Annotated in this window: 33 protein-coding genes; 7 read left to right on the top strand and 26 right to left on the bottom strand. The window is 49.9% G+C overall.

The features are described from left to right. From D5067_RS10765 to D5067_RS10675, 19 genes are all read right to left on the bottom strand, one after another. Positions 1-951 carry a major capsid protein gene (locus tag D5067_RS10765; protein ID WP_119937803.1) on the bottom strand — a complete coding sequence of 317 codons (951 nt, stop codon included), beginning with the start codon at positions 949-951 and terminating at the stop codon, positions 1-3. 12 nt (positions 952-963) lie between these two features. Further along, entirely contained in the window at positions 964-1,734 is a 771-nt protein-coding gene (locus tag D5067_RS10760) for a hypothetical protein (protein WP_119937802.1), read from the bottom strand. Positions 1,735-1,814: 80 nt separating this feature from the next. Then, positions 1,815-2,912 carry a phage minor head protein gene (locus D5067_RS10755; protein ID WP_119937801.1) on the bottom strand — a complete coding sequence of 366 codons (1,098 nt, stop codon included), beginning with the start codon at positions 2,910-2,912 and terminating at the stop codon, positions 1,815-1,817. 1 nt (position 2,913) lies between these two features. Next, positions 2,914-4,302 (bottom strand): DUF4055 domain-containing protein, encoded by a 1,389-nt coding sequence (locus D5067_RS10750; RefSeq protein WP_119937800.1) that lies wholly within the window; start codon positions 4,300-4,302, stop codon positions 2,914-2,916. Between the two features lies 1 nt (position 4,303). Further along, positions 4,304-5,611, bottom strand: a complete 1,308-nt coding sequence (locus D5067_RS10745) for a terminase large subunit domain-containing protein (protein WP_119937799.1) — start codon at positions 5,609-5,611, stop codon at positions 4,304-4,306. Continuing rightward, positions 5,589-6,575 carry a terminase small subunit gene (locus D5067_RS10740; protein ID WP_119937798.1) on the bottom strand — a complete coding sequence of 329 codons (987 nt, stop codon included), beginning with the start codon at positions 6,573-6,575 and terminating at the stop codon, positions 5,589-5,591. Before D5067_RS10740 ends, D5067_RS10745 begins: the two co-directional genes overlap by 23 nt. 451 nt (positions 6,576-7,026) lie before the next feature. Beyond that, the gene (locus D5067_RS10735; RefSeq protein WP_119937797.1) at positions 7,027-7,440 is read right to left on the bottom strand and encodes an Ivy family c-type lysozyme inhibitor; all 414 of its coding nucleotides are present in this window, start codon (positions 7,438-7,440) and stop codon (positions 7,027-7,029) included. 363 nt (positions 7,441-7,803) lie between these two features. Beyond that, positions 7,804-8,265 carry a lysis protein gene (locus D5067_RS10730; RefSeq protein WP_095449126.1) on the bottom strand — a complete coding sequence of 154 codons (462 nt, stop codon included), beginning with the start codon at positions 8,263-8,265 and terminating at the stop codon, positions 7,804-7,806. Next, positions 8,262-8,756, bottom strand: a complete 495-nt coding sequence (locus tag D5067_RS10725; protein WP_048979553.1) for a lysozyme — start codon at positions 8,754-8,756, stop codon at positions 8,262-8,264. Before D5067_RS10725 ends, D5067_RS10730 begins: the two co-directional genes overlap by 4 nt. Then, positions 8,740-8,958 carry a class II holin family protein gene (locus tag D5067_RS10720; protein ID WP_048979552.1) on the bottom strand — a complete coding sequence of 73 codons (219 nt, stop codon included), beginning with the start codon at positions 8,956-8,958 and terminating at the stop codon, positions 8,740-8,742. Before D5067_RS10720 ends, D5067_RS10725 begins: the two co-directional genes overlap by 17 nt. Positions 8,959-9,664: 706 nt before the next feature. After that, positions 9,665-9,856, bottom strand: coding sequence for a hypothetical protein (locus tag D5067_RS10715; protein ID WP_119937796.1), 192 nt, complete (start codon positions 9,854-9,856; stop codon positions 9,665-9,667). A 125-nt stretch (positions 9,857-9,981) separates the two neighbouring features. Continuing rightward, positions 9,982-10,293, bottom strand: coding sequence for a hypothetical protein (locus tag D5067_RS10710; RefSeq protein WP_072049799.1), 312 nt, complete (start codon positions 10,291-10,293; stop codon positions 9,982-9,984). Positions 10,294-10,498: 205 nt separating this feature from the next. Next, positions 10,499-11,332: an antitermination protein gene (locus D5067_RS10705; protein WP_119937795.1), complete on the bottom strand. Its 834-nt coding sequence runs from the start codon at positions 11,330-11,332 to the stop codon at positions 10,499-10,501. Next, a complete protein-coding gene (gene rusA, locus D5067_RS10700; protein WP_119937821.1) occupies positions 11,329-11,691 on the bottom strand; it encodes a crossover junction endodeoxyribonuclease RusA in 363 nt (120 codons plus the stop codon). The genes D5067_RS10705 and rusA overlap by 4 nt, the downstream gene beginning before the upstream one ends. 2 nt (positions 11,692-11,693) lie before the next feature. Next, entirely contained in the window at positions 11,694-11,894 is a 201-nt protein-coding gene (locus tag D5067_RS10695) for a hypothetical protein (protein ID WP_119937794.1), read from the bottom strand. Positions 11,895-11,899: 5 nt separating this feature from the next. Further along, complete coding sequence (locus D5067_RS10690; RefSeq protein ID WP_119937793.1) at positions 11,900-12,502, bottom strand: DUF1367 family protein; 603 nt, start codon at positions 12,500-12,502, stop codon at positions 11,900-11,902. A 39-nt stretch (positions 12,503-12,541) separates the two neighbouring features. Next, the gene (locus D5067_RS10685) at positions 12,542-12,784 is read right to left on the bottom strand and encodes a hypothetical protein (protein ID WP_235843312.1); all 243 of its coding nucleotides are present in this window, start codon (positions 12,782-12,784) and stop codon (positions 12,542-12,544) included. Positions 12,785-12,890: 106 nt separating this feature from the next. Beyond that, positions 12,891-13,115: a DinI family protein gene (locus D5067_RS10680; RefSeq protein WP_119937792.1), complete on the bottom strand. Its 225-nt coding sequence runs from the start codon at positions 13,113-13,115 to the stop codon at positions 12,891-12,893. A gap of 364 nt (positions 13,116-13,479) precedes the next feature. Next, complete coding sequence (locus D5067_RS10675; protein ID WP_023324738.1) at positions 13,480-13,929, bottom strand: VOC family protein; 450 nt, start codon at positions 13,927-13,929, stop codon at positions 13,480-13,482. 487 nt (positions 13,930-14,416) lie between these two features. Between D5067_RS10675 and D5067_RS10670 the strand changes: the two genes are divergently transcribed. Then, positions 14,417-15,598 carry a diguanylate phosphodiesterase gene (locus D5067_RS10670; RefSeq protein ID WP_119937791.1) on the top strand — a complete coding sequence of 394 codons (1,182 nt, stop codon included), beginning with the start codon at positions 14,417-14,419 and terminating at the stop codon, positions 15,596-15,598. A 341-nt stretch (positions 15,599-15,939) separates the two neighbouring features. On the opposite strand, the gene D5067_RS10665 is transcribed toward D5067_RS10670, so the two are convergent. Next, complete coding sequence (locus tag D5067_RS10665; RefSeq protein ID WP_119937790.1) at positions 15,940-16,158, bottom strand: hypothetical protein; 219 nt, start codon at positions 16,156-16,158, stop codon at positions 15,940-15,942. A 277-nt stretch (positions 16,159-16,435) separates the two neighbouring features. Further along, positions 16,436-16,876 (bottom strand): GNAT family N-acetyltransferase, encoded by a 441-nt coding sequence (locus D5067_RS10660; protein ID WP_119937789.1) that lies wholly within the window; start codon positions 16,874-16,876, stop codon positions 16,436-16,438. A 147-nt stretch (positions 16,877-17,023) separates the two neighbouring features. Here D5067_RS10660 and D5067_RS10655 point away from each other — a divergent pair, with 147 nt between their 5' ends. Beyond that, entirely contained in the window at positions 17,024-17,395 is a 372-nt protein-coding gene (locus tag D5067_RS10655) for a nuclear transport factor 2 family protein (RefSeq protein ID WP_308446514.1), read from the top strand. 170 nt (positions 17,396-17,565) lie between these two features. Here the strand turns inward: D5067_RS10655 and D5067_RS10650 are convergent, their stop codons facing one another. Further along, entirely contained in the window at positions 17,566-18,291 is a 726-nt protein-coding gene (locus tag D5067_RS10650) for a hypothetical protein (RefSeq protein ID WP_235843311.1), read from the bottom strand. Between the two features lie 356 nt (positions 18,292-18,647). Here D5067_RS10650 and D5067_RS10645 point away from each other — a divergent pair, with 356 nt between their 5' ends. Next, on the top strand, positions 18,648-19,841 hold the full coding sequence (locus tag D5067_RS10645) for an MFS transporter (protein WP_119937819.1): 1,194 nt from the start codon (positions 18,648-18,650) through the stop codon (positions 19,839-19,841). A 67-nt stretch (positions 19,842-19,908) separates the two neighbouring features. After that, positions 19,909-20,262, top strand: coding sequence for a DUF1304 domain-containing protein (locus D5067_RS10640; protein ID WP_119937787.1), 354 nt, complete (start codon positions 19,909-19,911; stop codon positions 20,260-20,262). Positions 20,263-20,449: 187 nt separating this feature from the next. On the opposite strand, the gene D5067_RS10635 is transcribed toward D5067_RS10640, so the two are convergent. The 4 genes from D5067_RS10635 to D5067_RS10620 all read right to left on the bottom strand — a co-directional run bounded on the left by D5067_RS10635 (position 20,450) and on the right by D5067_RS10620 (position 22,922). After that, positions 20,450-21,142 carry a replication protein P gene (locus tag D5067_RS10635; RefSeq protein ID WP_119937786.1) on the bottom strand — a complete coding sequence of 231 codons (693 nt, stop codon included), beginning with the start codon at positions 21,140-21,142 and terminating at the stop codon, positions 20,450-20,452. Then, positions 21,139-22,056, bottom strand: coding sequence for a phage replication protein O (locus D5067_RS10630; protein ID WP_162844791.1), 918 nt, complete (start codon positions 22,054-22,056; stop codon positions 21,139-21,141). The genes D5067_RS10635 and D5067_RS10630 overlap by 4 nt, the downstream gene beginning before the upstream one ends. A gap of 84 nt (positions 22,057-22,140) precedes the next feature. After that, complete coding sequence (locus tag D5067_RS10625; protein WP_119937784.1) at positions 22,141-22,692, bottom strand: toxin YdaT family protein; 552 nt, start codon at positions 22,690-22,692, stop codon at positions 22,141-22,143. Positions 22,693-22,694: 2 nt separating this feature from the next. Beyond that, entirely contained in the window at positions 22,695-22,922 is a 228-nt protein-coding gene (locus D5067_RS10620; RefSeq protein WP_119937783.1) for a transcriptional regulator, read from the bottom strand. 72 nt (positions 22,923-22,994) lie between these two features. Here D5067_RS10620 and D5067_RS10615 point away from each other — a divergent pair, with 72 nt between their 5' ends. From D5067_RS10615 to D5067_RS10605, 3 genes are all read left to right on the top strand, one after another. Continuing rightward, positions 22,995-23,408 carry a helix-turn-helix domain-containing protein gene (locus D5067_RS10615; RefSeq protein ID WP_119937782.1) on the top strand — a complete coding sequence of 138 codons (414 nt, stop codon included), beginning with the start codon at positions 22,995-22,997 and terminating at the stop codon, positions 23,406-23,408. 102 nt (positions 23,409-23,510) lie between these two features. Further along, positions 23,511-23,690: a hypothetical protein gene (locus D5067_RS10610; RefSeq protein ID WP_235843310.1), complete on the top strand. Its 180-nt coding sequence runs from the start codon at positions 23,511-23,513 to the stop codon at positions 23,688-23,690. Continuing rightward, a complete protein-coding gene (locus D5067_RS10605) occupies positions 23,653-24,495 on the top strand; it encodes a DUF6414 family protein (protein ID WP_235843309.1) in 843 nt (280 codons plus the stop codon). The genes D5067_RS10610 and D5067_RS10605 overlap by 38 nt, the downstream gene beginning before the upstream one ends. The last annotated feature ends 142 nt before the right edge of the window (positions 24,496-24,637 follow it).

Genomic DNA, 24,637 nt, shown 5'->3' with positions numbered 1-24,637 from the left:
TTACTCCCCCACCGCGGATTCCAGTTTGATCAGCACGCCTGCCGTAGATTTGTTACTGGTGAAGTGCTTCTTCCAGTTGCCGGCAGTGCCGATTTTGGTCAGGTCAGGGTTATCGCCTTTGGCAGTGTCCCAGCTGTAGCCAAGCAGATCGACGTTAACCACACCTTCAGCGCGGTAGCCGATGGCAAGGTTTTCCTGGTCGTTAATGTCATAGGAACGGAAGCCCGGAGCCTGAGACTCGGTGACGGTCACTGCGCCAGTGACCAGCCCTAGGATCGCATCAACATCCATGGTGTCGGTCACCAGTACCGGTTTACCCAGCGTACCCGGCTGCCCGCCGTAGACCACCACGCCCGCCTCTTCGTAGATTTTGTTGGCTATCGCCTCATCCACGATGTCGAAGTAGGTGGCGGAGTGCATAACGAAGAGCACCACGCGGTTGAACTTATCGCCGTACTTACGCAGGCCGCGCGTCAGGGTCTTCTTACCGTCGGTCTCGATGTCGGCGGTTACCACCATGTCAGCGTTGGCGCCAATTGCTGCCGTCAGCGCCTTCAGACCGTACTTCACGTAGCCCTCAAGTGTCGCATCAGCCACATCAGTGCCGATCACTTCGGAGAACTCGTCTACAGAGCGGCCGCGGCGTTTGAATGCCTCTTCGGTGGTTTCGTATGGGCCATATTTCCACGGTGCTTTGACAGACACGGCTTCACCAGCGCCGATCTTCTTGCCCGTCACTTTATCGGTGGAGTTCACATCGCGAGATTCAATGGAGCCGCCCACCTTGTAGAAGGCTCGCTTGCGGAAATCGCCTTCAATCAGCTCGTTATCCAGCAGGATAGCCCCGTTGGAAGAGGCGTTGAAGATTGCCAGGTTGTCCTGTCGGCGCTCGAGGAAAGCGGTCTGTGCCAGGTCGTCATAAATAATCAGGTCGGTATTAGCAGTCGTCATACGGGAAACGCCTTATTTCGGAAGTTTGAGGAAGGCCTGCTGGCCATGCTTGCGGATGTAGTCCGCCTTGTCGCTGGCGCTCATTTCGGAACGTTTCAGGCTGCCACCACCGTTTGGCTTGTGTCCTCCCGCGCCAGTACCTTCTGCACGAGGGAACAGATGCGGAGCCGTCTCCTTGAGAGATTCCGCCCACTCAAGCGGGCTTAGTGGGGTTTTGCCGTCTTTGCCGAACAGAACATCGCCATTTGCATCAACTGCTACGGCCTCGCCTTCGTCGTTGAGCTGGAATGTGCCTTTAGCACGCAGGATCAGATCGTCTGATGCTTCCGGCAGCGCGCCTGTCTTCGCGGCTGCAGCTCGGATTGCATCACCCAGGACGCGGTCCCGGAATTTGTTGGAGAACGCTTCGGCTTTGTCCGCGCGGTCATTTGCTGCTTTAATCTTTTTATCGACATCAGCACGCAGGCGCTCGGTGCGCTTATCGAGCACCTCATCAATTTTTCCGGCGGCGATAAGCTTCGCCTCTTCGTCGTCAGAAAAACGCTGGAGAATGCCGCGTACAGCGTCTGGATCGATACCTTCAAAGCGGGACAGGTTTTCTTTCTGCTGTTTAATGGTGCCCAGCAGTTCGCTATTTTTCGTTTTGAGGCCAGTGACTTCGCTGGTCACGCGCTCATCAATCAGCTTCTGGATTTCAGGAGTGATTTCGATACCACCGCCACCGCCGCCCTCACCGCCGCTTTCAGGTGCGTAATATTTCAGAAGCATGTTTCGAATTAACATAATTTCCCCTCGGGATTTTGCCGGGCCTCGCCCATAAAAAAGCCCCGGCGGATGCCAGGGCGTGGAGTAAGATGTGATTGTTAGTTGTCTGTGCCTGAGAGCTGCTTCAGACGTTCCAGGCTGATCCATTCGCCTTTGTCAGTGAACATATCAGCCAAGTCGATTTCACCCGCGCGGAACAAACGGCCACGCTCGGCACCCAGAACCTGATCCTGGCGTTGTGCCGGCTGGCGCGCGAGCCATTCCAGATATGATGTTTTCCCCGGTACCTGTCCATCCATACTGGCCCGACTCCCCTCGTCCATCTCGTCGATATCGATGCCGAGTTCGCGCCACGACTTGAGGATCAGGGTTTCAGTAGAACGACAGCAGAAATGAATCTTCCCGGGTCCCTGCAGGTAAGGCACCTTATGCCCGACCGGTTTGTTATCCAGGGTGTAACGCAACAGGTCACGAATAATGCAGTCGTGGCTGGTTTTATTGTCCAGCGTAGATAGCCACTGTTTGCCTTTTACGATATCGCTGTTGGCGCTGGTGAAGCTGTTGCGTGCTGTGGCAGCCAGATGATTCACGGCTGTTTTAGCGATGCTGGCAGCGTTTGCCCTGCTCATCTGCAGCGCGCCGTCGCGATAGTCTTTGTTGGCGTGGCCGCGAACACTGCGCGCGATTGTCTCTACCGTGTCGCCGGCAAGATACCCCCTGCGGACGGCGTTCACGATACGCGCCAGCCTGTCCGATTCCAGATTCTCCGCCCACTCACTCAGCAGCCTACCCTGAAAGGGCTGCGCCATCGCCGCGGCATACACCATATCGGCGTTGATGCCCTGCAGCGGATAGTGAGACAGGACCTGTGAAGGCAGAAGGGAATCGAACAGGCTCATCTGATAACTGGCCTCGTTCTTTGCCAGCGCCACCAGCTCACTCTCGAGCCCGGCCTGCATGGTGGCTACGGCCTGATGGTTAAGATCGCGCACGCTGCCCAGTAAACTCTGCAGACGGCTAACGGTGAAGCTCTCAGGAGGCAATCTGTCGAGCGCATCGAGCAGGCGTGCCGACAGGTCTGCGTCCGTCTCGTTGAGCAACTTCACCATCCGGTTTGCCACGCCTGTTGCATAGCGGCTTAACCAGACGGAATGTGCGATCGACTCATCGCGCAGGCTTTCGTTTACGGTTGCCATATTAGCCCCCAGTAAGCGTTGGTGCCTGATTGCGAAGCACATCAATAACCTCGTCCGGACTGTCGGCCGGGTCAATGAGATCAAGCTTCTGCAGTGCTCGAATCATATCGCTATCGCGCAGCGCACCGGACTGCCAGGCGTTGACGATTGCCGTCACCATTCCCGACTCGGCAACCTTCGCAATGAATTCCTGGTTGATCGTGTAGCTCGTCGATTCACCCTTGATGCCGAGATATTTTGCACACCAGCCAAGCGCCAGCGTGTAGGCCTCAGAAACGTTTGAAACGCAGATACCGAGCACCGATGTTGATGATGTTTGCTCACCGCTCGCCTGCGTCGCAGTCTTCGCCGTGGCGTTCTGCTCAATCAGTCGGGCGCCCAGCTGCACCATGTAATCGCGTTTACTGTCCATGGCCTCTTTAGCCAGCATGTTGGGCTGCGCCTGGGCGTAACCAAACGAGCCTTCTTTGGGAAGCAAAAGCGGTGATCGGGAACCAATTTTCACGCCCTTCTTCTCAAGGTGGTCGCGCCAGTTGGTATCGAGCCCGGTCATATACGGCTGCACCTGGCCACAGAACCACACGCTGTCTTCATAGTCAGCACTGTTACGGTAATGACCGTGGTTTATTTCCACCAGCGCAGCCAGCGGAGAGTCATCGATAGTGGGATCGTTGTTCTGGGCGCCGACAAAGGTAAACGGAATTTCATCCCAGTAGTCCTTTCCTTTGGGTTTAGGATGATATTCGCTGTCGACGGTGTAGGTTCCGCTTGCTGTGCCACCTGCCCGGCGCCATACGCGGCATATGAACCTCCCTTCTTCCAGCGCCAGCTCGCGGTACTGGATTTCATCCTTGTAAGCGTAACCATCCGGCTCTTCTACGCATTCGCGCAGGACCACCAGCACCAGCTGATCGCGTCCGTTAATACGCTTTGTTCGCCAGTTGATGATGTTCTCTGCCGGATAGCGGAGGATGATCGCCTCATCGGAGGCTTCAGCGTAATCGACGTAAATGCCCTCTCGCGCAACCTCCAGCACGTTCTCGGTCACCAGCTGCGACTGCTGGTAAATACTGGTGCCGGCCCCGTCAGCATTGTCTAACAGATATTTGAGCTTCTCCGGGCCGTTAAAGGTGGGATCCTTTCGATATGCCATGCCAAGCATGCCGATCTTCGTATTACCCGCAATGGCATAGAACACCGCGCGACTCAGATAGTCTTCGTTGCGTTTGCGGTTACGCGTGGATTTATCGGTTGGGTCGAGATACGGCAGATATTTATTACCCGCCGCCTTTACGGCCTCAGCTCCTTTGCAGAAGTCCCTGTATTTCCGCCAGGCAGCAGAAGCCGCCCGGTGTTCTGGTCGAACCCAGGTGATATCGTCGTTTGCCATATCAGAAAGTAGTGTCCATGGTGATTGAGTATGCCGGTTTCACAATCGGGTAATCCTTCACGATGAAGTACCCACCAGCATCATTGGGGTGATCGTTATCTGCTGATTTGTCCGGTTCGCCATTTGCCGCCCAGATTTGCTGCTCGAGGCTTTCGGTATAAACCGGGCAGTTGTGGACGTTCACCAGATAGCGGCGCTCGCCGTTGGCGTTACAGAACATAGCATTCATTGAGTTGATGCGGTCTTTAACCGGCGGGTTGGCATCATCAACAATGACGCTGAATCCGGCATCGTTGAGCTGAGCAATATCGGTCTTGCTGGCATTCTGCGATTTGCGGGAGTCGCCAGAGGCATCCGGATAAATGTAAATCTCCCGGCTCTTAACATAACGACCATCCTCATATCGCCAGAACTCTTCCTGGATGCGCTTAATCATCGCCGGAGTATCGTAAACCTTCACCAGTTCACGAACCGCGCGCGGAAGGCCGTTACGCTTTACGTGAACAATCGCGGCCATTTTCCCCACGTTAAAGTCCATACCGATAAACAGCGGATCCCCGTCTTGAATCTCGTCAGAACAGTTATTCAGCTTGCGGTTAAAGGTATGGTAAATAGTCCCGCTGTTAAGGTTGGTGAACTTCCCGCGCAGATAGGCCTGAATCAGTTCGTCAGGGTAAGAACTCAGCAGCGATGGAATGTAATCAGGCGGTAGATTCTTCGCATTGTCGAATGTGCTGGCCTGAATCAGCCCATACAGGGCCGCCAGTTGGGGCTTTTCACGCACAGCCTTCACGAACTGCTGGTAGACGAACTTGAAGCCTTCCGGCGTTGTCGTTACATCGATGCCGTTACGCAGCCCATCAACTTTGTAGCGCATACGGGCTATGATTTTTCGCCACGCCTGCTGCGCTTTGGCAGCCGCCATGACGTCCAGCTCATCGACCATCGCGTTTCCGATTTTGAAGCCAACTATCGAGCCGGGCTTCTCCATAGAGCGGCAGATTGTGGTCCCGCGGTATCGTCGCCCCTCGTAGAAGTGAACCTCTTTGTTCCCCTCGTTGATTTTGACGCTCAGCCCCCAGTCGAAGGCCACCTCCTCAATCGTCGGGTAGAAGATGTCACGGATTTGCGGGTACGTCGGCGCGAAATAACCCTGGTTGATTTTAGGGTGCTCCCACATCCCCTTACAGATACCGCCACAACCCACCCACGTCTTTCCGGAACCGAACCCGGCAACATAGGCTTTGAACTTATGCTGCATCGCGAGGAAGCGCGCTTGAGGGATATTAAGTGTCGGGCTGATCCCCATCGTCCGCCCTCGCGTCCACTACGTTGATATTGATTTGAACTGGGGTTGGTTCATCGTCCTCACCATCACCCGCCAGCTCTTTACGGAGTTTCTCGACCTCCAGCTGCCGACGTTCGATTTCAATCTGCTGCAGGCGCTGCGCGAACTCGCTATCAGCCAGGCCAAGGCGTTTCATTACCGCTTCGAACATTCTTTCGCGGTTGATTGCCGATATCTCGACGCCATTTTTGCCGACCTTTACGCCGGAGTAAGCGAGCCGAGAAGTTGCCGGAAGTTTGCGGGTGTCCGGGAAGTAAGGCTGGCCAATGCCATCGCCGTTGCAGCGCGGGCATTCTGGGTTAGGCTCTTTGTTGTGGTCGTAACCGTAACCACCAGAATCCTCTGGTTCACGTCTGTCACGTTCAACAGCCTCGAGTCTTTTCTCTTCGAACTCAACTGCATCGCGCCACTGGTAGTGATGACCGAAGCCCCAGCAGTAACGACAAGCTCCGCGGCGATACTGCGAAAGCTGGTTTGCATCGAAGGTAGCGAGTTGCCACATCTGCGCAAGAACCTCATCGGCACTGCCAAGCGTGCGCGCAATGGAGGCTTTTTGCTGCTGCGCAATAGACTGCGCAACGTTAGGATTCGCTATGAGCTGACGTCCGTAGTTTGGGTCACTATACCCAGCACGCGCAGCGGCGGCCGTGGCGTTATTGTCCTTCAGGTATTCAGCAATAAAGCGCTTTACCTTCGCGCTTAGCCTTATGTCCACCAGCTCTTCTGCGCATTTATCTTTCTGCGCAGTGCGCGCTATCTTTCGCGCGTAAATTTTTGTATTTTGCGCAGTAGCTTTCTTGATATAGCGGCGAGCAGTTACATAATTAAGGTTATGTGCCTCGCACCATTCCTTAGGGGATATGCCAGTAGCAGCGTGATCAGACAGGAACCGCTTCTGCAGCTCGCCCCAGTCCGGCTTAGCCATTATTACCTCTAAATTGAATGAATATTAGATGTCACTCACAGCTTCATTATTTGAAGCAACGACGTATTTTTCTCAAATAAATCTTGAAATGAGGATTTAAGCTCATGAAATATGTATAACTACGATGACGTACAGAAAATCAAGGCCAATCTCGAGTGGATAGTGCATCAAGCCTCTGCACGGACTCATCTACACACTGAGCATGACCAAATAGTCATTTCTGATCTAATGGAACTCATCCAGACATATGAAACGCTTCTGGACCTTGTAAGCCAATTTGGTGCTTCCGTCTTAAATTCGGAAATCATAGCGGGCCTATCAATCACAGAGGAATTCATTGCTAAAGTTAAGAGGAATGAGGGTGCGATGTGAGCGACAAACACACTGTGAGACGATTGATTCGTGTATTGAAGCTTCAAACTGGTGGATTACAGTTTGAAGCTTGGGTTATTTAATTGCCGTACAGCCGATTGAAAAGCGCATTTTTCATCGCATCAGAATCAATCGGATCCAGGTTTAACCAAGTCAATGTCTCACGATTCTTTTCTACATTGAAATCAGAAAACACACCATGGATATCACCGCTATCAGGTGAGTAAAGAACAGCAATATTCTGTTCTGGACAACTATGAGGTTTACACCCTGACAGGGCAATATACTTTTTCCCTGCAACCGTAACTTCGGTTGATGGCGTGCTTGTGCCACCACTTTTCACCCATGCAGGAAGTTTGCTTTTACTAATAAGCTGGGAGTAGCTTTTAGAGGTACTTTTTGCACTGGCGAAGTCATAAAGATACTGCCCCTCGTCAGCAACAGCACTGAACGAAACCAAAGCCATAGCAGCGAGAATCACTTTACCTTTCATATTATTCCTCAATCCATAAAGACACCTCAACTCTATACCTTTGCAGTCGCTATGTCAGCCCTATGGATAATCAGAGCATTTGAAGTTACTGCCCGGCCCAAATGATTAGGTAAGGATTATCTTAATCACTAGCGCTTATGCTTGTTGATTACTGCCTGACTGCCAGACTGTTCAGGACTCTGATGCGGAGAATGCCAACTCCAGGGAATCATCGATAAAAAGAGCAAGTGAAACTGAGACTCCTTTAGCTCTCCTTGCGAGGGCTTTTTTTTGGAATCACCCAACCTATCAGGTTGCGCTTAAAATTTTTGATAATGCTAGTGTCCAAGAGCGAGATAGTGACAGAACCTTACGGATGAGGCTCTATTTCAGACATTGCTCTTTGATATAGTCCTGCAAATATCCGACCTGCTTTGTCACTGTGACGATTCTTTCTCTGAGGGTGAAATAATCCCGTTCAGCGGAGTCAGTAAGTCTGGGGCCGGAAGCATCGCCCACGCCGCTGGCGCCGGCCGTTCCGTTCGCGGGACATCTGGCGTTGACGTGCAGCCCACACTTACCAGAGTTAACGCAACGCTGCAGATCTTCAAGCTGAGATTTCGCATCAGCTAATTCCTTCGTGTATTTGGCATCCAGTGCAGCGACATCTCGCTGACGGGTCTGCATGTCTTTGATGGTGGCGTTCGCCAGGCTGAGTTTCTCAGTGGCTTTATCGCGCTGGTCTTTATAAGCGATGGCGTTGTCGCGGTAGTGGTTAACCGCCCAGGCCATGAAACCCAGCAGACAGATAAAGACAGCGCAGATGATGGCTGTTAAACGGCTCATTTCTGGCCCCACTCGCAAACTTCCCGCTCAATCTCACGACGGGTGATCAGCCCCTTCCACTGTTTTCCACCGGCATACGTCCAACGCTGCAGTTCGTTGCATGCACCCGGAATATCACCGGCATTCAGTTTCTTCAGCAGCGTCGATCTGCTAAACGCTCCAGTTCCCACGTTGTAAGTGAAGGAGTAAAGCGCAGCCTGGGTAGGCTTAGGAATATTAACCTTAATTAGCGGGTCGATAGCATTTGCCACCTTACGCAGATCTGATTCCAGCAAGGCGTCACATTCCTTATCGGTGTATCGGTGACCGCGGCGAACGTCTGCACCTGTGTGACCGTCACATACAGTCCAGACGCCGACAACATCCTGATAAGCGTAATACCGACGTCCTTCAAGACCATCTGCATTGCCCAGCATGACAGCAGCAATAGAGATTGCACCGGTTCCGCCAACAATGGCGCCCACCAGCTTATTCCTAAGTGTCGGGTTCATCTCGGCTCCTGCTGCGGCGGTTGTCTTCACGGATCTTGAAATAGAGGTTTGTCAGGTACGTCATCACTGCAATGATGATACCCACCAGCACGCCGATAGCGTTCCACTGCTCGGGACTGTAGGCATTCAGCATGCCGTTTAGGATGCTACCGGCTGAAGCGCCGTATGCAGCACCGGTGGTTAGTTTGTCCATGCGATACATACTCTCACCTCGCTTTGTGCGGGTGCTGAATTTGAGAATAAAAAAAGCCCGCTCTTTTGAAGCGGGCCAATGAGTTAACTATTTGTAAGGTAGGTGTGAGTGAAACCAATACCTCAGTAGTGAGACTGTATCGACTGATTCACATTAGTATCAGGAGAACCACCGGGCATTCAGTAACTTCTCACGACTTAAAGAGTAGCAGTAGTTTTCCAAGCCATAAAAAAAGGCCTGCGTTTTATGGCAGGCTCTCAAGGAATTTTAATCTTTTATTGTTGTTGTCATGGTGCCGGGTGCCTCCCGGTGACCCTACCCCAGTCAGCAAGGCCGCGTGCATACCTGCAGAGCGCAGTTGACTGGAACGCCCTTTCGCTTAGAAAGGATTCACCACATGCATAAATTACTCATGAAGCATTCACCCGGTCAATACTATTCAACATTCGCAAAAAAAAAGCCTGCTCGGACAAGCAGGCATAAATAGCTAAGTTGGCAATAACTGAGGGAGTGGTGCCGGGTGCCTCCCGGTGGAAATGATCACAGCATTCATTCCCGCGCGCTGGTTAGACACTCTGGAGAAATGTCCTGCTGAACCGCCCCTCCGCTTAGGGGGATCCACCACTAAAACGCTTTCAGAAACATCCATTCTGCAGGATGCTTAAGAAGCATATGTGCAGTATGAAGAATCTGCCACGTAATCAAATGAATATATTCATTTGAATGGTACAGGAAGAGGGCCTTCAATCACCTCGGCCTCTCCGTTATCGCAGATGTCGTCACCCTGTGTCAGATGCCAAATACCATTAAAAATAAGTCCCGTCTCAAGGTCTTCAGTAACGCCATTGCTGTAGTAAGCAACCTGAATCCTGCCGTTGTGCTGAATCCAGTAGTAACCTTCTTGCATGATCATCTCCTTAACATGATGAGATGAGTATATTGCTGAGTTGAGATGAATGGCGTTAGATATACTCAGGATTTATTTCTGTCATGAGGATAGGACTTCCTCATCACTGTTGCCGAACTACTCAGTCAGATCTCATTCATCTCAGATACTTCAAACTGAAAGACATAGGGATCAGAAAGAAGCTCAAATTGCTCATCGTCTGGATAGGTTACCGCTACGTGGTAATTTTCACCTGCGAAAGCCTTAATGGATGAGAGATCACGCCAATAAGTTGCCAGAAAGAAATGCTCCCATTCTCCCTGTCGTTCACGCCGTACGTATGCACCTTGGTTGCCATTAACACTTTTAGAGTGCTTAACTCCCGTTAATTCAAGATGCGCAGCAAACCCATCACCGTGTCGTACTGGTACGCAACCATGCCATGTTCTTACAATCATACCCCTCCATTAAATGTCTGAAAGTGAATTTATATTCACATTATCATAATATTTAATCTCTTTGGGGGTTTTAAAATGCATTCTGACGTCATAAAAAAGCCCCACGGGGTTAACCGCAGGGCTTTAAACGAAGGCAATAACCCATCGTTAGAGCAAAATTACCACAGATTCGGTAAAAGTAAATAGTTCACGATAAATTCACGCCCTATTTTGTAATCTGCTTAAGCTGCGTTTCAGCCCAGGCCTCTTCGATATCAAACTTGGTGATTAGCTGATCGTAAAATGGCTTAACAGATTTCTTCCATGTATCGAGGCTGATTGCATCCGTTATCTGACACACCGCGGCGTAAGCCTCAGTTGAAGGAATTCGCTCAAACCCTCGCCCACTGCAGCGCTTGCAATCAGCAAGTACCGGAACGCCCTGCTGCTCTGTAAGAGCCTGATTCACAGCTTTCCCGCGGCCATGACAATCTTTACAGGCACAACTTACTACCTTCTTACCCTTACACTGAGGGCATAGAACGCGCGCTACCTCCCTGACCTGTCTGCGCAACTCATACTCAGAAGGACGAATATGCTCGACGCCCATGTGCAGGGAGATCTTCATGAACTTCTTCTCTTTTGCCGGAGTGTGAGACTTCATGCTGAAAACCTCAGCGTCAATAAACCCTTCCCCATTGCAGCCATCGCACTGCTTCACGCTGGCGGCGCTGCGGGAATAGTCCTCGAACGCGAAGGTGGCCAACTGGCGCATTACTGGTGGCTTAATCTCCTCGTCAAGCTTGCGCAGCGCGGCAACCTTATCGCATTTGGTTAACGCGTACTCAGCCAGCAATTCAATCGCCCTCGCCCGATCGTTGTAACTGATGCCCATCTTGCCGAGGAAGGCACTGTATCCCATGACGGCCCGTTCCTGCGTCATGCCCATCGCAGCCATAATATCCGTCCCGGTTAATGAGTCTGACGCCGTTGCACGCGGAGAGTCGCTGATCATTGTCGATTTGGCGAAGTGATATTTGAGGGTGTTTTCAAGATTCATGCGGTCTCCAGCTCGGTAATGGTAAGTTCTAATTTCCCGCCTTTAACGACAGGCATTTTCACAACGTGATAATCCACAACCTGGCAGTCATCCAGCCAGAATCCCGCCTTGGTTAAAGCGTCAAATGCAGCTTTCTGAAGGTTATCCAGATCGCGGCGCCGGCGGTCGGGCATGTGACATTCAATCCGGATTTTGAGTGGTGCAGCTGTCCGAATATTAAGCCGGGCGCTTTGAATGACGCTGGCCACCGCATAGCGATACGCGACGCCATCGGCGCTAATGTGCGTTCGCCCGCGGTTGTGCCGGTAATACCGGTTATTGCTCGGCGGCCAGGGCAAAGTGATTTGATATGTCTTCACGTTCACCCCCACATCCGGTTTCGCCAGCGACTGTCCGGGCGCGCTGGTGTATTTGAAGTCGGCAGGAATGCACTGACAGTCCAGGTCACGTAATCCGGGTTAAGGCTACACTCAACACGGACGCCGCGCGCTTTGTAACGCTTAACCAGTTCGTCGGTCTGTTCGGTGCTGCAATCGGTGTGGTGGAACCAGGTATATTTCATGTCCGTCACCCCGCGAAGCCAAGCAGCTGCGCGGCGACATTTTCGGCCTCATCGCGACTGCGGAATGAACGGGACAGGACCCAGCGCCAGAGGACATCGAGCGCAGCTTTATAGAGCTGCTGGAACTCAAGTTCGTCCATGTTTGCGAATGAGATGCTACGAGGATGTTTTTTAAGTGTTCCGTCAGGTAGCTGAATGGCATCAAAGTGCCCTGCCTCGACAATCACCCAAGAACGGTACGCGTCAAAGGATTTACACAGGCTAATGCCATTCGTGACGCGCCGGTAAGCAACCTGCTCAAGATACTGCTCAGCTGCATCGATCAGCGCACCCTCTTTCCCGCCATACGAAGCCAGGAACTTGGCGTAGCCGGTGATCAGCTTCCGCTCGTTGCTAGAGATAGCCCCGCCGGTCGGTTCCCAGTATTCAAAACCGAGATTGAGAAGCGCGAAAAAGCGTCGGTGAAATGCAGGGTTACGTAACCGCTTGAACTCGGCAACAAGAACATCGCCAAGTCGGGTTTTGGATTGCAGGATATCGCTGGTCTCGGGCGTAGCCGGGATCAGTATTCCTGAGTGGTGTTTGATAAGTTGTAATTCTAGCGCCATGGTTCTCTCCGTGGCGCATCAGGTATAGGGTGTTCAGGCCTATGAAAGAATAATATCAGACGGTGGTGTAACTCGGTACCCCAGTCGTTTTGCAAATTGCATAAACCCGTTGAGAGTGAAGATTTCTTCCTCTTCGAGTAACGGTCGTAATGAAACTATTCCATTTACTCGATAAACCAGATATCTCCCTTCCGCCGGGAAGCTATAGATAACTGCTTTATCGGCCCTTCTGACCAAGTCGTACCATTGATCATCTGCATTAAAGGCATCTGCACTACACACTATTTCCCCCAGAGCGACTTATTGACGCGGTAAACAGTAATCGGGAACAGCCAGGGGAACGCAAACAGCGATACTCTTTGAAACTGCTCCAGTGAAATTCACGCGATTAATAAAACCACTCGTCCACGCTTTCCCAGGTCTCCTGCACGATATGTTCGACCTCTTTCTTGTCGCCTCCGAAAACAGTCAACCCATCATTGCTGGCACGCTTAATCGTAATCTGGCAACCATCAAACTGCTTGCTAAGTCTTTTGAGCAGTTCTGACTCGAGCGCAGGTATAGCTCCAACAGGAAGTTTCTTCATGCGATCAATGGTTAACTCGATTTTCATTTTTCCTCCGCAACGAACAACTGTATGCATATACAGTATATTTATAAACATATCTTACGGATTTTGCAACGATTAAAGAGTGTTAGAAGGATGGATCGCCTGCAGGCTTACAGGTATATGTTTTAAGTACGATATGGGGCAGATCTCAGATTTGGAGGTCTACACAATAGTTATGTTGAATAGATTTCAGCGGAGTTTGGTGCAGTTTCGCTACTAAATTGTGGCTTAGAAATGAGATCAATAAAATGAAAATCTGTAAAGGCTAATATGGAGCTTGCTGTTACTAGCAACAAATTAGTCAGCAAGCTCTAAAACGATATGAAACATTACCAGAGCGTAATGTAATCCAACCGGTTATCGAAATTTACTGAGATGCAGGCACTGTATCATAATGACGAAAAGCCTCGATCCCGACTTTCTGACCATAAGAAAGTTCAAGTGTGTTACCATCAGGATCAGCGAAGAAGACATAATAACCTACCGGTTCCCCTGCCTGAACCGGTTCTTTTCGCAAGATGCCCTCCATCCTGGCCATCGCTACTTTATTGTCGATTTCTTCAATGCTTGAACAAGCTACTCCCAAGTGACCAAAATTACCTAAAGGGGTGTCAGTCACAGCATCAACCTGGACAAGGACAAGCGCAAAAGGGCGAGTTAGGTCACTTAACCACGCGACTTTACGTGCCTCCGGAAGGTCAGGCTCTCGCCTGTGTACGACTTCCATGCCAGCATAACGGCCGTAAAAATCAATACTTTTATCCAAATCTCTAACAACAAACGCAACGTGCGTAAAACCGACATCAATCTCTTTCATTAGGCTAATCCTTTGACTATCTCCAGAATCGCCATCTTAAAAGCTCAAGTTAACTTGAGGTCAAGAGCCTTTCAATCAATGATTTGCTGAATTTCTTGCACGTATTGTTCAATGTCGTTCAGGGTTGCAGCCTATGCTAACTAACTCCAGCAAAATGAAGATAAGGCCCGCTACGCACAGAAGAAAAGATAAAGTTAAAGCCGCAATAAAAACCATTAGAAACTCCATGTAATCATTTTTACTACCACAATCTTAGAATTAATTTTTACTTTGTCACGTGTGCACACCAGGCGATTTGATGTTGCAGAGCCAAACATATCTCGCGGGCTTTAACCATGTCTATTGAATGGTTTTTTTGTGAAGCATTTTACTCTTCATAGACAATTTTAAGGTCACAGAACTCTTTTTTGTAAATTTTTTCAGTAAAATAGCACTAACTGTCCTTTCTCATGCTACTTTAGAAGAAAATCCTTAAAAGTGTGCAACAATGCTTACTACTCTCATCTACCGAAGCCACCTGCGAGCTGATGCACCAATTCAATCCATTATTGACATGGTCAGTGAAGCCAATTCCCGAAATGAACGTGCGGGAGTAACTGGTGTTTTACTTTTCAATGGGATTCATTTCCTACAGCTTCTTGAAGGTGATGAAGTAGCTGTTATGCAAATCTATAAAAAGATTTGTCTGGATACACTTCACTTTAACATTGTAGAACTCTTATCCGATTATGCCCCCTATCGACGATTTGGTCGCTCCGGCATGGAATTAATTGATATAAGACTATTCAGTAAAGACGAGTGTCTGGACAGGGTTCTTCAACGTGGAACAACCCAACATAAATTGCTTTACAACGACAGAGCTTTAAGGTTTTTCCGTACATTTATAGATTCGGCTGAGACAGATAGCTATTATGTACTTCCTGATAGATTCAGTTGGTTTTTTTCATCCGAGCAAATAGATGTATCATCGGTCGATCCCGCTATAATCCAAAACATGCATGCAGTTATAGATCCTCTCGCTAGCCAGATTCATTCTTTTGTCTTGAGTGCAAAATCAGACAAAGACGATATAAAAGCTAATAATTTATTTTTTGATTTGGAATCGAAGAAAGATTTATTAAAAATCGCAGGGAGGTTCATTAACTCCTCACAACGAGTATCAATAACACTCCTGCCTTTAACCTTACTGAGGGTGCCTGATGCGATTGAAATATTGCTCGATTTTATCAGAGAAAGTAACTTATACCCAGAACAAGTTATAGTTGAGTTTTCAGAGAGCGAAATAATCCCTGAAATTGATGAGTTCGCGCATTCAGTGCAGATACTCAAAAGTTGCGGATTAAGCGTTGCTATTAATGACTTTGGTATGGGTAATGCAGGTTTATTGTTTCTTTCGAAATTCCAGCCTGAGAAGCTCAAAATACACCCGCAACTGATACACAATATACATAAAGAAGGTTCCAAGCAGGCTATACTCCTAAGCTTAATCCGCTGCTGTGAACTTTTGGAAATAAGAATCTGTGCTACAGGAGTCGAGCAGACAGAAGAATGGATGTGGCTCGAATCCGCTGGGATATTTTGCTTCCAGGGCAATCTTTTTTCAAAATATGATAAAAATGGATATTTGAAGATTTTCTGGCCAGAATCTAATGAATTCAGCGAATGTTAAAAAGAACTTGTAGACTTATTACTTTTTCATAGGATTAACGCAGTCATACTCGGTAGGTGTCAAGCTGGAAGTGGGTGAACTAATACTTAGGGAAAAGTCAGCGGGCCCGGCGGGTGCAAAGGCAATGCTTCAGTACTCAGTAAGATGCGTTAAACCGAGCAGGCTTAGATTGTTGGCCTCATTTTCGCTCACAGGAACCAGTTCATCTCTATCCCCTCCCACCAGCATTGATCCAATTAAATTTGGCTTTAAAAGCTCAGCTGGTATCGAACGGTCAGCGATACTTGCGCAGCAAACGCGCCGCGCAAATACAGTGTTGGCTTACCTTTTATCAAAAGTGCTCACGCCTGCATCCCCTTTCCCCTTGCCATGTTAATTCTGTCAACACATTCCCTTAATGCTTTGACTTGCTCTGGAGAAAGTTCAGATTCATCAATTGTAGCCAGAAGCGCGTTGAGGGAGCGCTCAATATCGTTTTTAGTCAACCGTAAACAGATAACCTTAACCCAACGTGGCGAGAACTTGCTGAGGCCGATTGCTCTTGTGATACGTAGTTTCATGAGATGCCTCTTAACCGCCAGTGGTGGCGATTTGAAACTCGGTTATAACACACGTGGAGAAGACTTATGTGACTATTTCGCCATAGAATTTTCTAAGGGTCGTTTAGCCTGTGCAATCAGGCTTTCAGGAAACATCGAAGTAGGTCTTTCAGCATGTCGCAAAAGCGCCTCGTCATTACCCGAAGCGGCTTATCACGTGAAGGTAGCTTTTACGGTCATACGCAGGCTGAGACGTCAGCTTTGTGCCAGGAGCGGACGTTTACGAAAGAGGTCTTCTTCAAGTGCAGCGAAGTTTCTCTAATCTAATATCGGATTCGCTAACATTTCCTTTCTCAATCCAGCCCAGCCGCCTATAAAATCCTGCCGCGCGGCTGTTTTTGTCGGTTTCAAGCCAAGCTACCTCATGATGTTTGAAAATTTCTTGTTCTGCGAGTCCAACAAGTATGCGACCTAAACCTCGGCCTTCATATTTAGGTAGAACAAATGCCGCAAAAAGGCATGCTTCTTCAGGCAAAATCATTGAAAAACCGGTCACTTTCCCATCTTCTTCAGCAACCCATGCGCAACGTCTTTTTTCAATCATATTGGTGACAACGCTCTCGGTAATTCCCATCCGCTCCATTTCTTCTCGACTGAGATGATTTTCTTTAACCGAAGTCCTGACGTCAAAAATACCCTTTATATCAGAGGGTAGAGCTAATCTTGTCCTAATATTCATCGTATTATTCCATTCAAGATACTGTGTAATTTTGATGATTAACACGCTCATAGCAGATCAACAGCGCCGCATTTCACATTAGATCTGTGCAGAGGACGGAAGTTGCATCCCAACGATTGTCACTTTAAGAGTTAATGTTCGATTGTGATGAGGGCAAATACTATGCTACTGGATACGTTAAAAAGACTCGAATGTTTTCTTCATGGCAGCAGGCGGAAAGATCGGAAATGGCTTGAACAGATACTCCATGACAGATTTAGCGAAATAACGCGCTCAGGAGTATTAGTTGATCGTGTACAGACTATTGAAGCCCTTTCGGGGGAAGACAGCGTTCCAGTTATTCTTAGTAGTGATTTCCGGCTTATCATCGTTAGAGATAATTTCGCAATATTGCATTACAGAACGGTCCATCCAGATGGAAGTCATGCATCCCTTCGTTCTTCATGCTGGGAAATCTCTGAGAACGGGCAATGGAAATTGGTATTCCATCAGGGAACACCTGAGGCACAGAGCATATAGTCGTCATATTCAACGTCCGCTCCTCGCTCAAAGTGGACCTCCAGCTCTCTGAGCTTGTCCTATTTGTGCCAGGTTCAAAGTTGCACGGCCGCAAAGCCTTGGAATGACTTGTGGAAGGGACATCCTTGAAAAAACATTAGCGGATGTCATCGGATTACCCAAGGCGGTACTTATGGACGCATGAGCGGCTCAATACCAATCCACTTCAGCGTTGGCTGATAACACAGTTTCAGCGCGGGTAACGCCACTTTCACGCCATTAACGTCAAGGTCGCCTAAATGGACAGCCCATTTCGTATTCGCGTTGCCGTCATAAATTTTAAAGACTACATACGCTGAGCCGTAGTCATCGTTATTGGTAATTCGTGGGACATTGCGATGTACTTCATCACTATTAATGTCGTAAGGCGATGGCCTTGCATATCCCTGTTTATCTTCCGGAAAATCGTACGGGAATGATGTGGTGCCGAGGTAAATTTCTGGCCGCGCGCTAAGCTGTTTACCATCACCCAAGTCGATATAGGCATTACGAGTGTCGATAAAAATCGGTACTGCTGGCAGCCCTGTAGCTCCCGGACGAGAAGGGCGCTGACGACCTTTGTTATAGGCAATCAACTGGACATAAAATTCCGGCCTCGCCTCAGGCCCCTGGACATGCGGAATAGTGAAACTGCTGCGTTTATCAGGCATATAGTTGCCGGGCATACCGTGATCATAGATATAGGTTTCTAGTACAATCTCTTGCTTTCCGTTTGGGCCATCGACAGTAAAGGTATACTCGCTTTGGCAGAGGTCGATATACCCTGGCCTTTCTCGCGGATACGGAATACATCCTGCCAACAGCGCGCCGCCAAGCGCGACAAGCCCGCCCCAGCTAAGATGATTCGATACTGACATAACCAAATCCCTACCTAAAAAATCCCGAGTGCTAGCTTAAGTTAGTATCGCTAAGATCTACAACCTACCAACATTGATTTTGAAAGCGTCGTGAAGCTGAGGGTTCAGCGAGAGAAATTTGCCAGAAGCGGAAGTAGTTAACAACCATCAGTGTTGTTCAACGGGGAAAGGGTCACTATAACCTCTCAAATGAAGCGTTGCTCGCTGCGGGTTTATTGACGTCGGGCACAACCGTTTGCCAGTTTCATTTGGTTAGTTTTAACTTTCGAGCCTTTTTTCAATGCTGCCATAATGCATTGATAACAATATGATAACATCATCTTGGGTTACAACCTTTTGCAGGGAGAAGAATGAAGATGTTGCGATCGCTACAGGCGCTCTGCCTAATGAGCTTTTTTCTGGCGGATGTGCGCGATGGGCTCGGCCCCTTTCTCGGCATTTATCTCACTGAACAGCACTGGCGACCGGATGATATTGGATTTGTGATGACCGCAGGCGGGATCGCGGCGCTGCTGGCGACGGTGCCCGCAGGGATTATGATCGATGCCACGCGCAAAAAGCGCCTGCTGCTGCTCGCCTGCTGCGCGCTGGTCACGCTGGCGACGCTCATGCTCTGGTACAGCACCCGTTATAGCATTGCGATGTTTTCGCAGATTGTTTCCGGGCTGGTCGCCGCGCTGATTGGCCCGTTGGTGGCGGGGATCACGCTGGGCCTGACCGGCCAGCGCGGCTTCACGCGGCAGATGGGCCGCAACGAGGCGTTCAACCACGGCGGCAATATGGTGGCAGCAGTGCTGGCAGGCGGCGCGATGTGGCTGTGGGGCATCGGCGCGGTCTTTGTCCTGATGACGGGCATGGCGGTTTTCACCGCGCTTAGCGTACTGGCGATCCGCGAGCAGGATATCGATCATGACGCGGCGCGCGGCCTTGAAACCGGCGATAAGGCGCAGGTGGTGCCGCAGCTGTCAGTGCTGATGCGCCATCCGGTGCTGCTGACGACCGGCATCACACTGCTGCTGTTTCACCTCGGAAACGCTGCGCTGCTGCCAATGCTCAGCATGCGCGTGGCTGCTATAGGCAGCAGCCTGTGGAGCCCTGGAATCTATGCTGCGGCGACGGTAGTGATTTCGCAATGCGTGATGATCCCGGTCGCCCTTCTGACCTCCGTGCAAGCGCAGCGCTATGGCTACCGGCGGCTTATCCTGATTGCGCTTATTGTACTGCCAGTGCGCGCCGCACTGGCCGCCAGTTTTGCCGGGCCGTTATCCGTTATTCCGGTGCAAATTCTGGATGGCGTCGCCGCCGGGATCCTGGGTGTCGCGGTGCCGGGCTATATTGTTAACACGCTACGCGGGTCCGGGCACATCAACGCGGGGCAGAGCGTGATTATGCTGATGCAGGGCGCGGGCGCCGCGTTCAGCCCGGCGCTAGCGGGCAGCATCGTCGCGCATTCGTCATGGCGCATGGCGTTTGCGACGCTTGGGGGGGTGGCGCTTGCGGCATTAGTTGTCTGGTGGCGCGCGGCCGGACGGGTATCGGCTACGGCATAATGGCCGCCGCAAACCATCTGCTCAGTATATAATGTTGATATTGCGTTCTTCTTTGTGAGAGTGGCTCCTGATCGCTTCCGTCCTTATCGCGCTTGTCGCCGTTATACACATCCATATTCTCGTGCTTGAGATATTTTTGTGGGACACGAAAACAGGCTGTAAGGCCTTTAATCTCAGCGCTGATTTCGCCCGAGACAGCCGGGTGCTAGCCGCCAATCAGGGGCTGTATAACGGTTTTTTAGCGGCGGGATTATTCTGGGGGCTGTGGCTGGGCGACGGTGGTTTCCATTTTAAACTGTTCTTTCTGGTATGCGTGCTGATTGCGGGTCTGTTTGGCGCAATCACCGCCAGCAGGAAAATTCTTTATGTGCAGGCGCTGCCCGCATTGCTGGCGTTAATTGCGCTGTGTATGGGACTGTAACGGCGCAAGTCGCGCCTGTGCCTCATTCAATAATACTTACCTGCGACTGGCTGTTATACCAGGAGAACAGCACGAAATGCCAGAGCCTTAGCTCTTTGCGGGAAGGGTCGATTAATCTGACGTGTTCCCTGATAATTCACACAGAAGGCTGTTAGCAATGTCCGTTCCTCGCTCATAGCAGACCAATTCATCGCTCTGGCCTCCCATCGGTCTTCATCCGCTCGTATTTGGCTTTCAGAAGCTCCGCAGGGGTTGGTCCCTTCGGCGATACCGGTGCGGCGAGCGCCCGACGCACTGGCGGAATCGGTTTCCCGGCCAGCACCCGCTTTTCCCACATATCCAGAATGTCGCTGGCCTCACGCTCGAGCTCTTTATGGCTCAACTGGCCATCGGTTCCCCGGCGCCGCAGTTCGAGGCAGATGTGATAATAAATGGGTTTAGGCCACGGATACTGTTCACTGCTCGGATACCGGAACACCAGCTTGCGCCACTTCCAGTATTCGGCCATCACATCAGTGACGGTGATCCCCAGCACGCAGCGCCCTTCCCTGCACCACTTGATGAACTGGCCTGGCGAAGGCAGGAATGGGCGTTCCTGACGGCGCACCATGCGCATGCCGGCTTCAACCTGCTCCAGAGTGGTGATCCCGTTTTCTTTGAAGGCCAGCACCCACTGACGGCGGATCTCGTTCACGTCTTCCTGGCTGCGATTAACCAAGCTTGCTGGGAACGCGGCCGCCAGCTGTACGAACAGCCCGTTGATAATCTGAGCCACCTGCTGCGTTTGTTCGCGTTCGGTGTACTGCTCAGGCATGTTGTGCGCCACGCGGCGAGCCTGTTCCCTGTCAAAATTGCGAATGCTCTCGGCAAGATTTTTCATTCCAGCACCCCGTCAATCCAGTCGGTGTTATGCAGGTCAACGCCGCCCCGCGATGACTTTGCCGCCCCGGTTGCGCGCAGCCGTTTGGTTGTGAGTTGATCCCACTGCTTGCGCAAACTCGAAGGGCTCAGGATATTGTCTTTCCAGAATTCATCCCTGTTGGCCCACTGGAACAGGTCGCAGATTTCGTAGTGAGTGCGCTTGTCCTGGACGCGCATCAGCCTGATGGTGTTTGCCCATTCAGCCCAGTTTGGTTCGGATAGTGATGCGTTGACGGTGAGAAGCCTGTCGTAAATCCAGCGTGCGGCCTTGAGGTCGTCAGCGGATCCCCATGATTTACCTGCCGGGGTGTATATCCCGGCGGCAGCTTCTGGATGGCGTGAGAGAAACTTTTGAGTTTTCTGGTTTCGGGATTCGTCAGAATTCCGAGACGAGGATATTTTAATATTGTTCTTGTTATAGTCTTGGGTGTCTACCGTTTCCGGGAAGGTTTTTCCCGTTTTCGGTAACACTTTTCCCGATTTCGGGAAGACTTTTCCCGTTTTCGGTTTGTCTAAAATCCAGGCTGAAAGGTCAGTATTTATACCGACCGTTTTCATCACGCCCTGCTTTTGACTGAAGATAATTTTGCGTTCTGCGAGTGACTTGAGCGCATCAGAAACGTGGGAATCACTCAGCCCTGTAAGCTCAGCGATAACCGTGTTCGTAACGCGGTCCTGTTTCTTGTTCCAGCCGTAGGTAAGCCAGATCACCGCCTCAAAACATTGCCACTCCCGGCCTGACATTCTCAGGCGAGGCTTAAGCTGCTGGATCTCGTTAGCGACCTTGGTATACCCGTTCGACAGGTCGGCCATACGACCTCCCGGTTGTTCGGTTCTGTGGGGGAAATTGATAATTTCAGCTGTATTTGACATACTTAGCTCCGCAATTACACTCCGTTTTTGCACCTGAAAGCCGTTGGTGTTCGAGCACCGCGGCTTTCGCCTTTTCTGAAGTCTTCACATTGCCCCCAGCATGGTTGTGACCATCGCCAGTAGCGGCGCCGTAAGGTCAGGATCGACACGGAACATTTCGAAAATCCCCTCGCCTAACTCCTTTAGCTTTTCCTTCTTCGGTGCATCGAGCATCAGAGCTTGCTTCGCCTCACTCACCTCTTTTTCCAACCTGGCCATGCGGTAGGCAAACGAGTCGTTTTTAACGACACGGTCGCGGTATCGAAGTGGTAAGACAGACATGATCGCGGGCACGAGTTGCTCGACGTTCTTTCGGTAAGATGCAGAGTCTTCTTTGTTGTCCAACCAACGGAACAGCTTCACGTTCCAGACATCGGCCTGGCCAGAGAAATCCACGCCATCAAGTTGAAGTTCTTCCGCCGCTTCTTGGATCTGAAGAGCGACAGCTATGCGCCCTTCTACCGCAGCCCAAGCTCGTACCGCTGGGCAGATATCGCGATGATCAATATCCTGCGCTGCCGATTCGCTTTGATGACACTGGAATATCAGATGATTAGAGGAAGCTCTGCTACTCTGTTGAAATGAAACAGTTTGCATTGTTAAGGCTCCTGTTTAGGTAAACCATCAGTTGGGTTTGGATAGAGGTCGGGGCGCAGCTCGTGGGGAGTCACGCCTGTCATTTTGAAAATCGGGAAGATATAACTTGGCGGGACGACCCCTTGGTCACGATTCTTCCAATGACTTACAGACATACTCGTCACACCAAGCGCGATGCTGAGCTTTCTGGCTGAGCCAGCGGCTTTAATTGCTTTATCGAGTGCGGACATGTGCTTCTCCTGCTTGTTGATAGCGGAAGTAAACCACAGATTTATAAATCATGCAAACTAAGGATTTATTGTGTGTATAAACCAAATATTTACAATGAACCTATGAGAAAAGAAGAACCCAACCTCGTTCTGGTAGAGCGCCTTACTGAGATCACTGATCGCGGCGTTACAAAAGCAGACATGGCACGAATAGCTGGAGTCACCCCTCAGGCCGTAAACGGCTGGTTCAAAAAAGGTGTGATTAGTAAGAAATCGGCACTGGCCATAGCCGAGGCTGTAGGCATTTCTGTCGCATGGCTACTTGGTGAGGACGTTGGAGAAAAAGACGGACTTAAGCCGGACGAACAGCGCTTGCTGGAGCTCTACCGCCAGTTACCGGAAGAAGAGCAGCAGAACATGCTTCGGATCTTTGCGATTCGACTGAAAGAACTGGACGAATTGTATGAGAAGTACATGAAAGGACGGATAAAACACAGTCGCGATTAGCGAAAGGGTTCTCATAACCCAGACGCCTTAATAGGATCCCGATTGATTTTTGGCATTTTAGAGAACATAATTTAATCATTACGTTCTCTCTAGGTAATCATCATGCTGAAGAAGCTCTTTGATAAAGCTAAAGCTAAAGCGCCAAATAGTGGCGTGGATGAGCTTGTGCAGCTTTATGAGGATATTGATGATAAGCAAAGGAAAATCGCTGAAGAAAAAGCGAAATTACGAGAGGAACGTTTGAGTGGAGCAAGAACAACCAAGCATCGATTCACTGTATGATTTTTTATATATAGATAAAATTAGAGCAAGCTCTCTTACAGCACAGCTATATGGTCCAGGTGTAGTTACAGCTATAAAAATGGTAACCTCAGACACCGATAAATCCACTAAAGGCGTCGGCCTTGATGTTAAAATTCTCAAAGGCAACACCGCCGTTGAGGAAGCTATAAGTCACACTCAAGAAAAACAGTTTGATGCCTCTTGGTCTTTACCTATAAATCTCTTAGATCAACTCTCTGAAGCTGGATTCATTCGCCACGGACTTAATGGTGAACAATTGGGTAATACCGTATCCGTTAAAGGTAATATGCGTATTTTTGATATTTCCATGCTTCAAAAAAGCATACCTTTTGTCAGTAGAATGTTTAGCCAAGAGCCCCCTAAACTCCCTCCAAAAGCGCAAAAAAAACAGCCCAACGCTGATGATATTGAAGTTGCTCCTGGCGTGACAGTCGGAATGGTTAGAGATATCCTTAATGTTATCCCAAATACGCTTCAAGTAGACTTTATAGACGAGCAAGGTAATACGATTTGGATGACTATTAATCGTGATTTCTTAACGATTAACCCTGACGATATGGTATTGAAATATGGCGGCAAAATACCTGGCGATTGGTATGTGGTCGGCATGATTGACGCACTGCCTGACACTCATTTTGATTCATCATCTCTGAACTTTCCGATTAATCCACTAAAAGATGGCATTTCTGAGATGCTTAATGGAATCAAAACATTAGCCGGGCGTGGTGATGATTCTTATGGAATCACGCCTCTAGTTATTTTTAGAAAATTGGCTAACCCGTAACTTTTGTTACTATTTTTTTAAACCAGACATACCTCAAAAATCCGGCAGCAACGCCGGTTTTTTGTTCCCTCACCCACTAGATTCGCCTCAAAGTCACCTTCCCGAATTCCCTGTCCCGACCTTTCCGTCGGGATTTTTTTGC

This window comes from Enterobacter huaxiensis (genome assembly GCF_003594935.2).
GTDB classification, from domain to species: Bacteria; Pseudomonadota; Gammaproteobacteria; order Enterobacterales; family Enterobacteriaceae; genus Enterobacter; species Enterobacter huaxiensis.
Note: the sequence above shows the minus strand (reverse complement) of the source record. Positions and strands in the feature narration are given on the sequence as shown.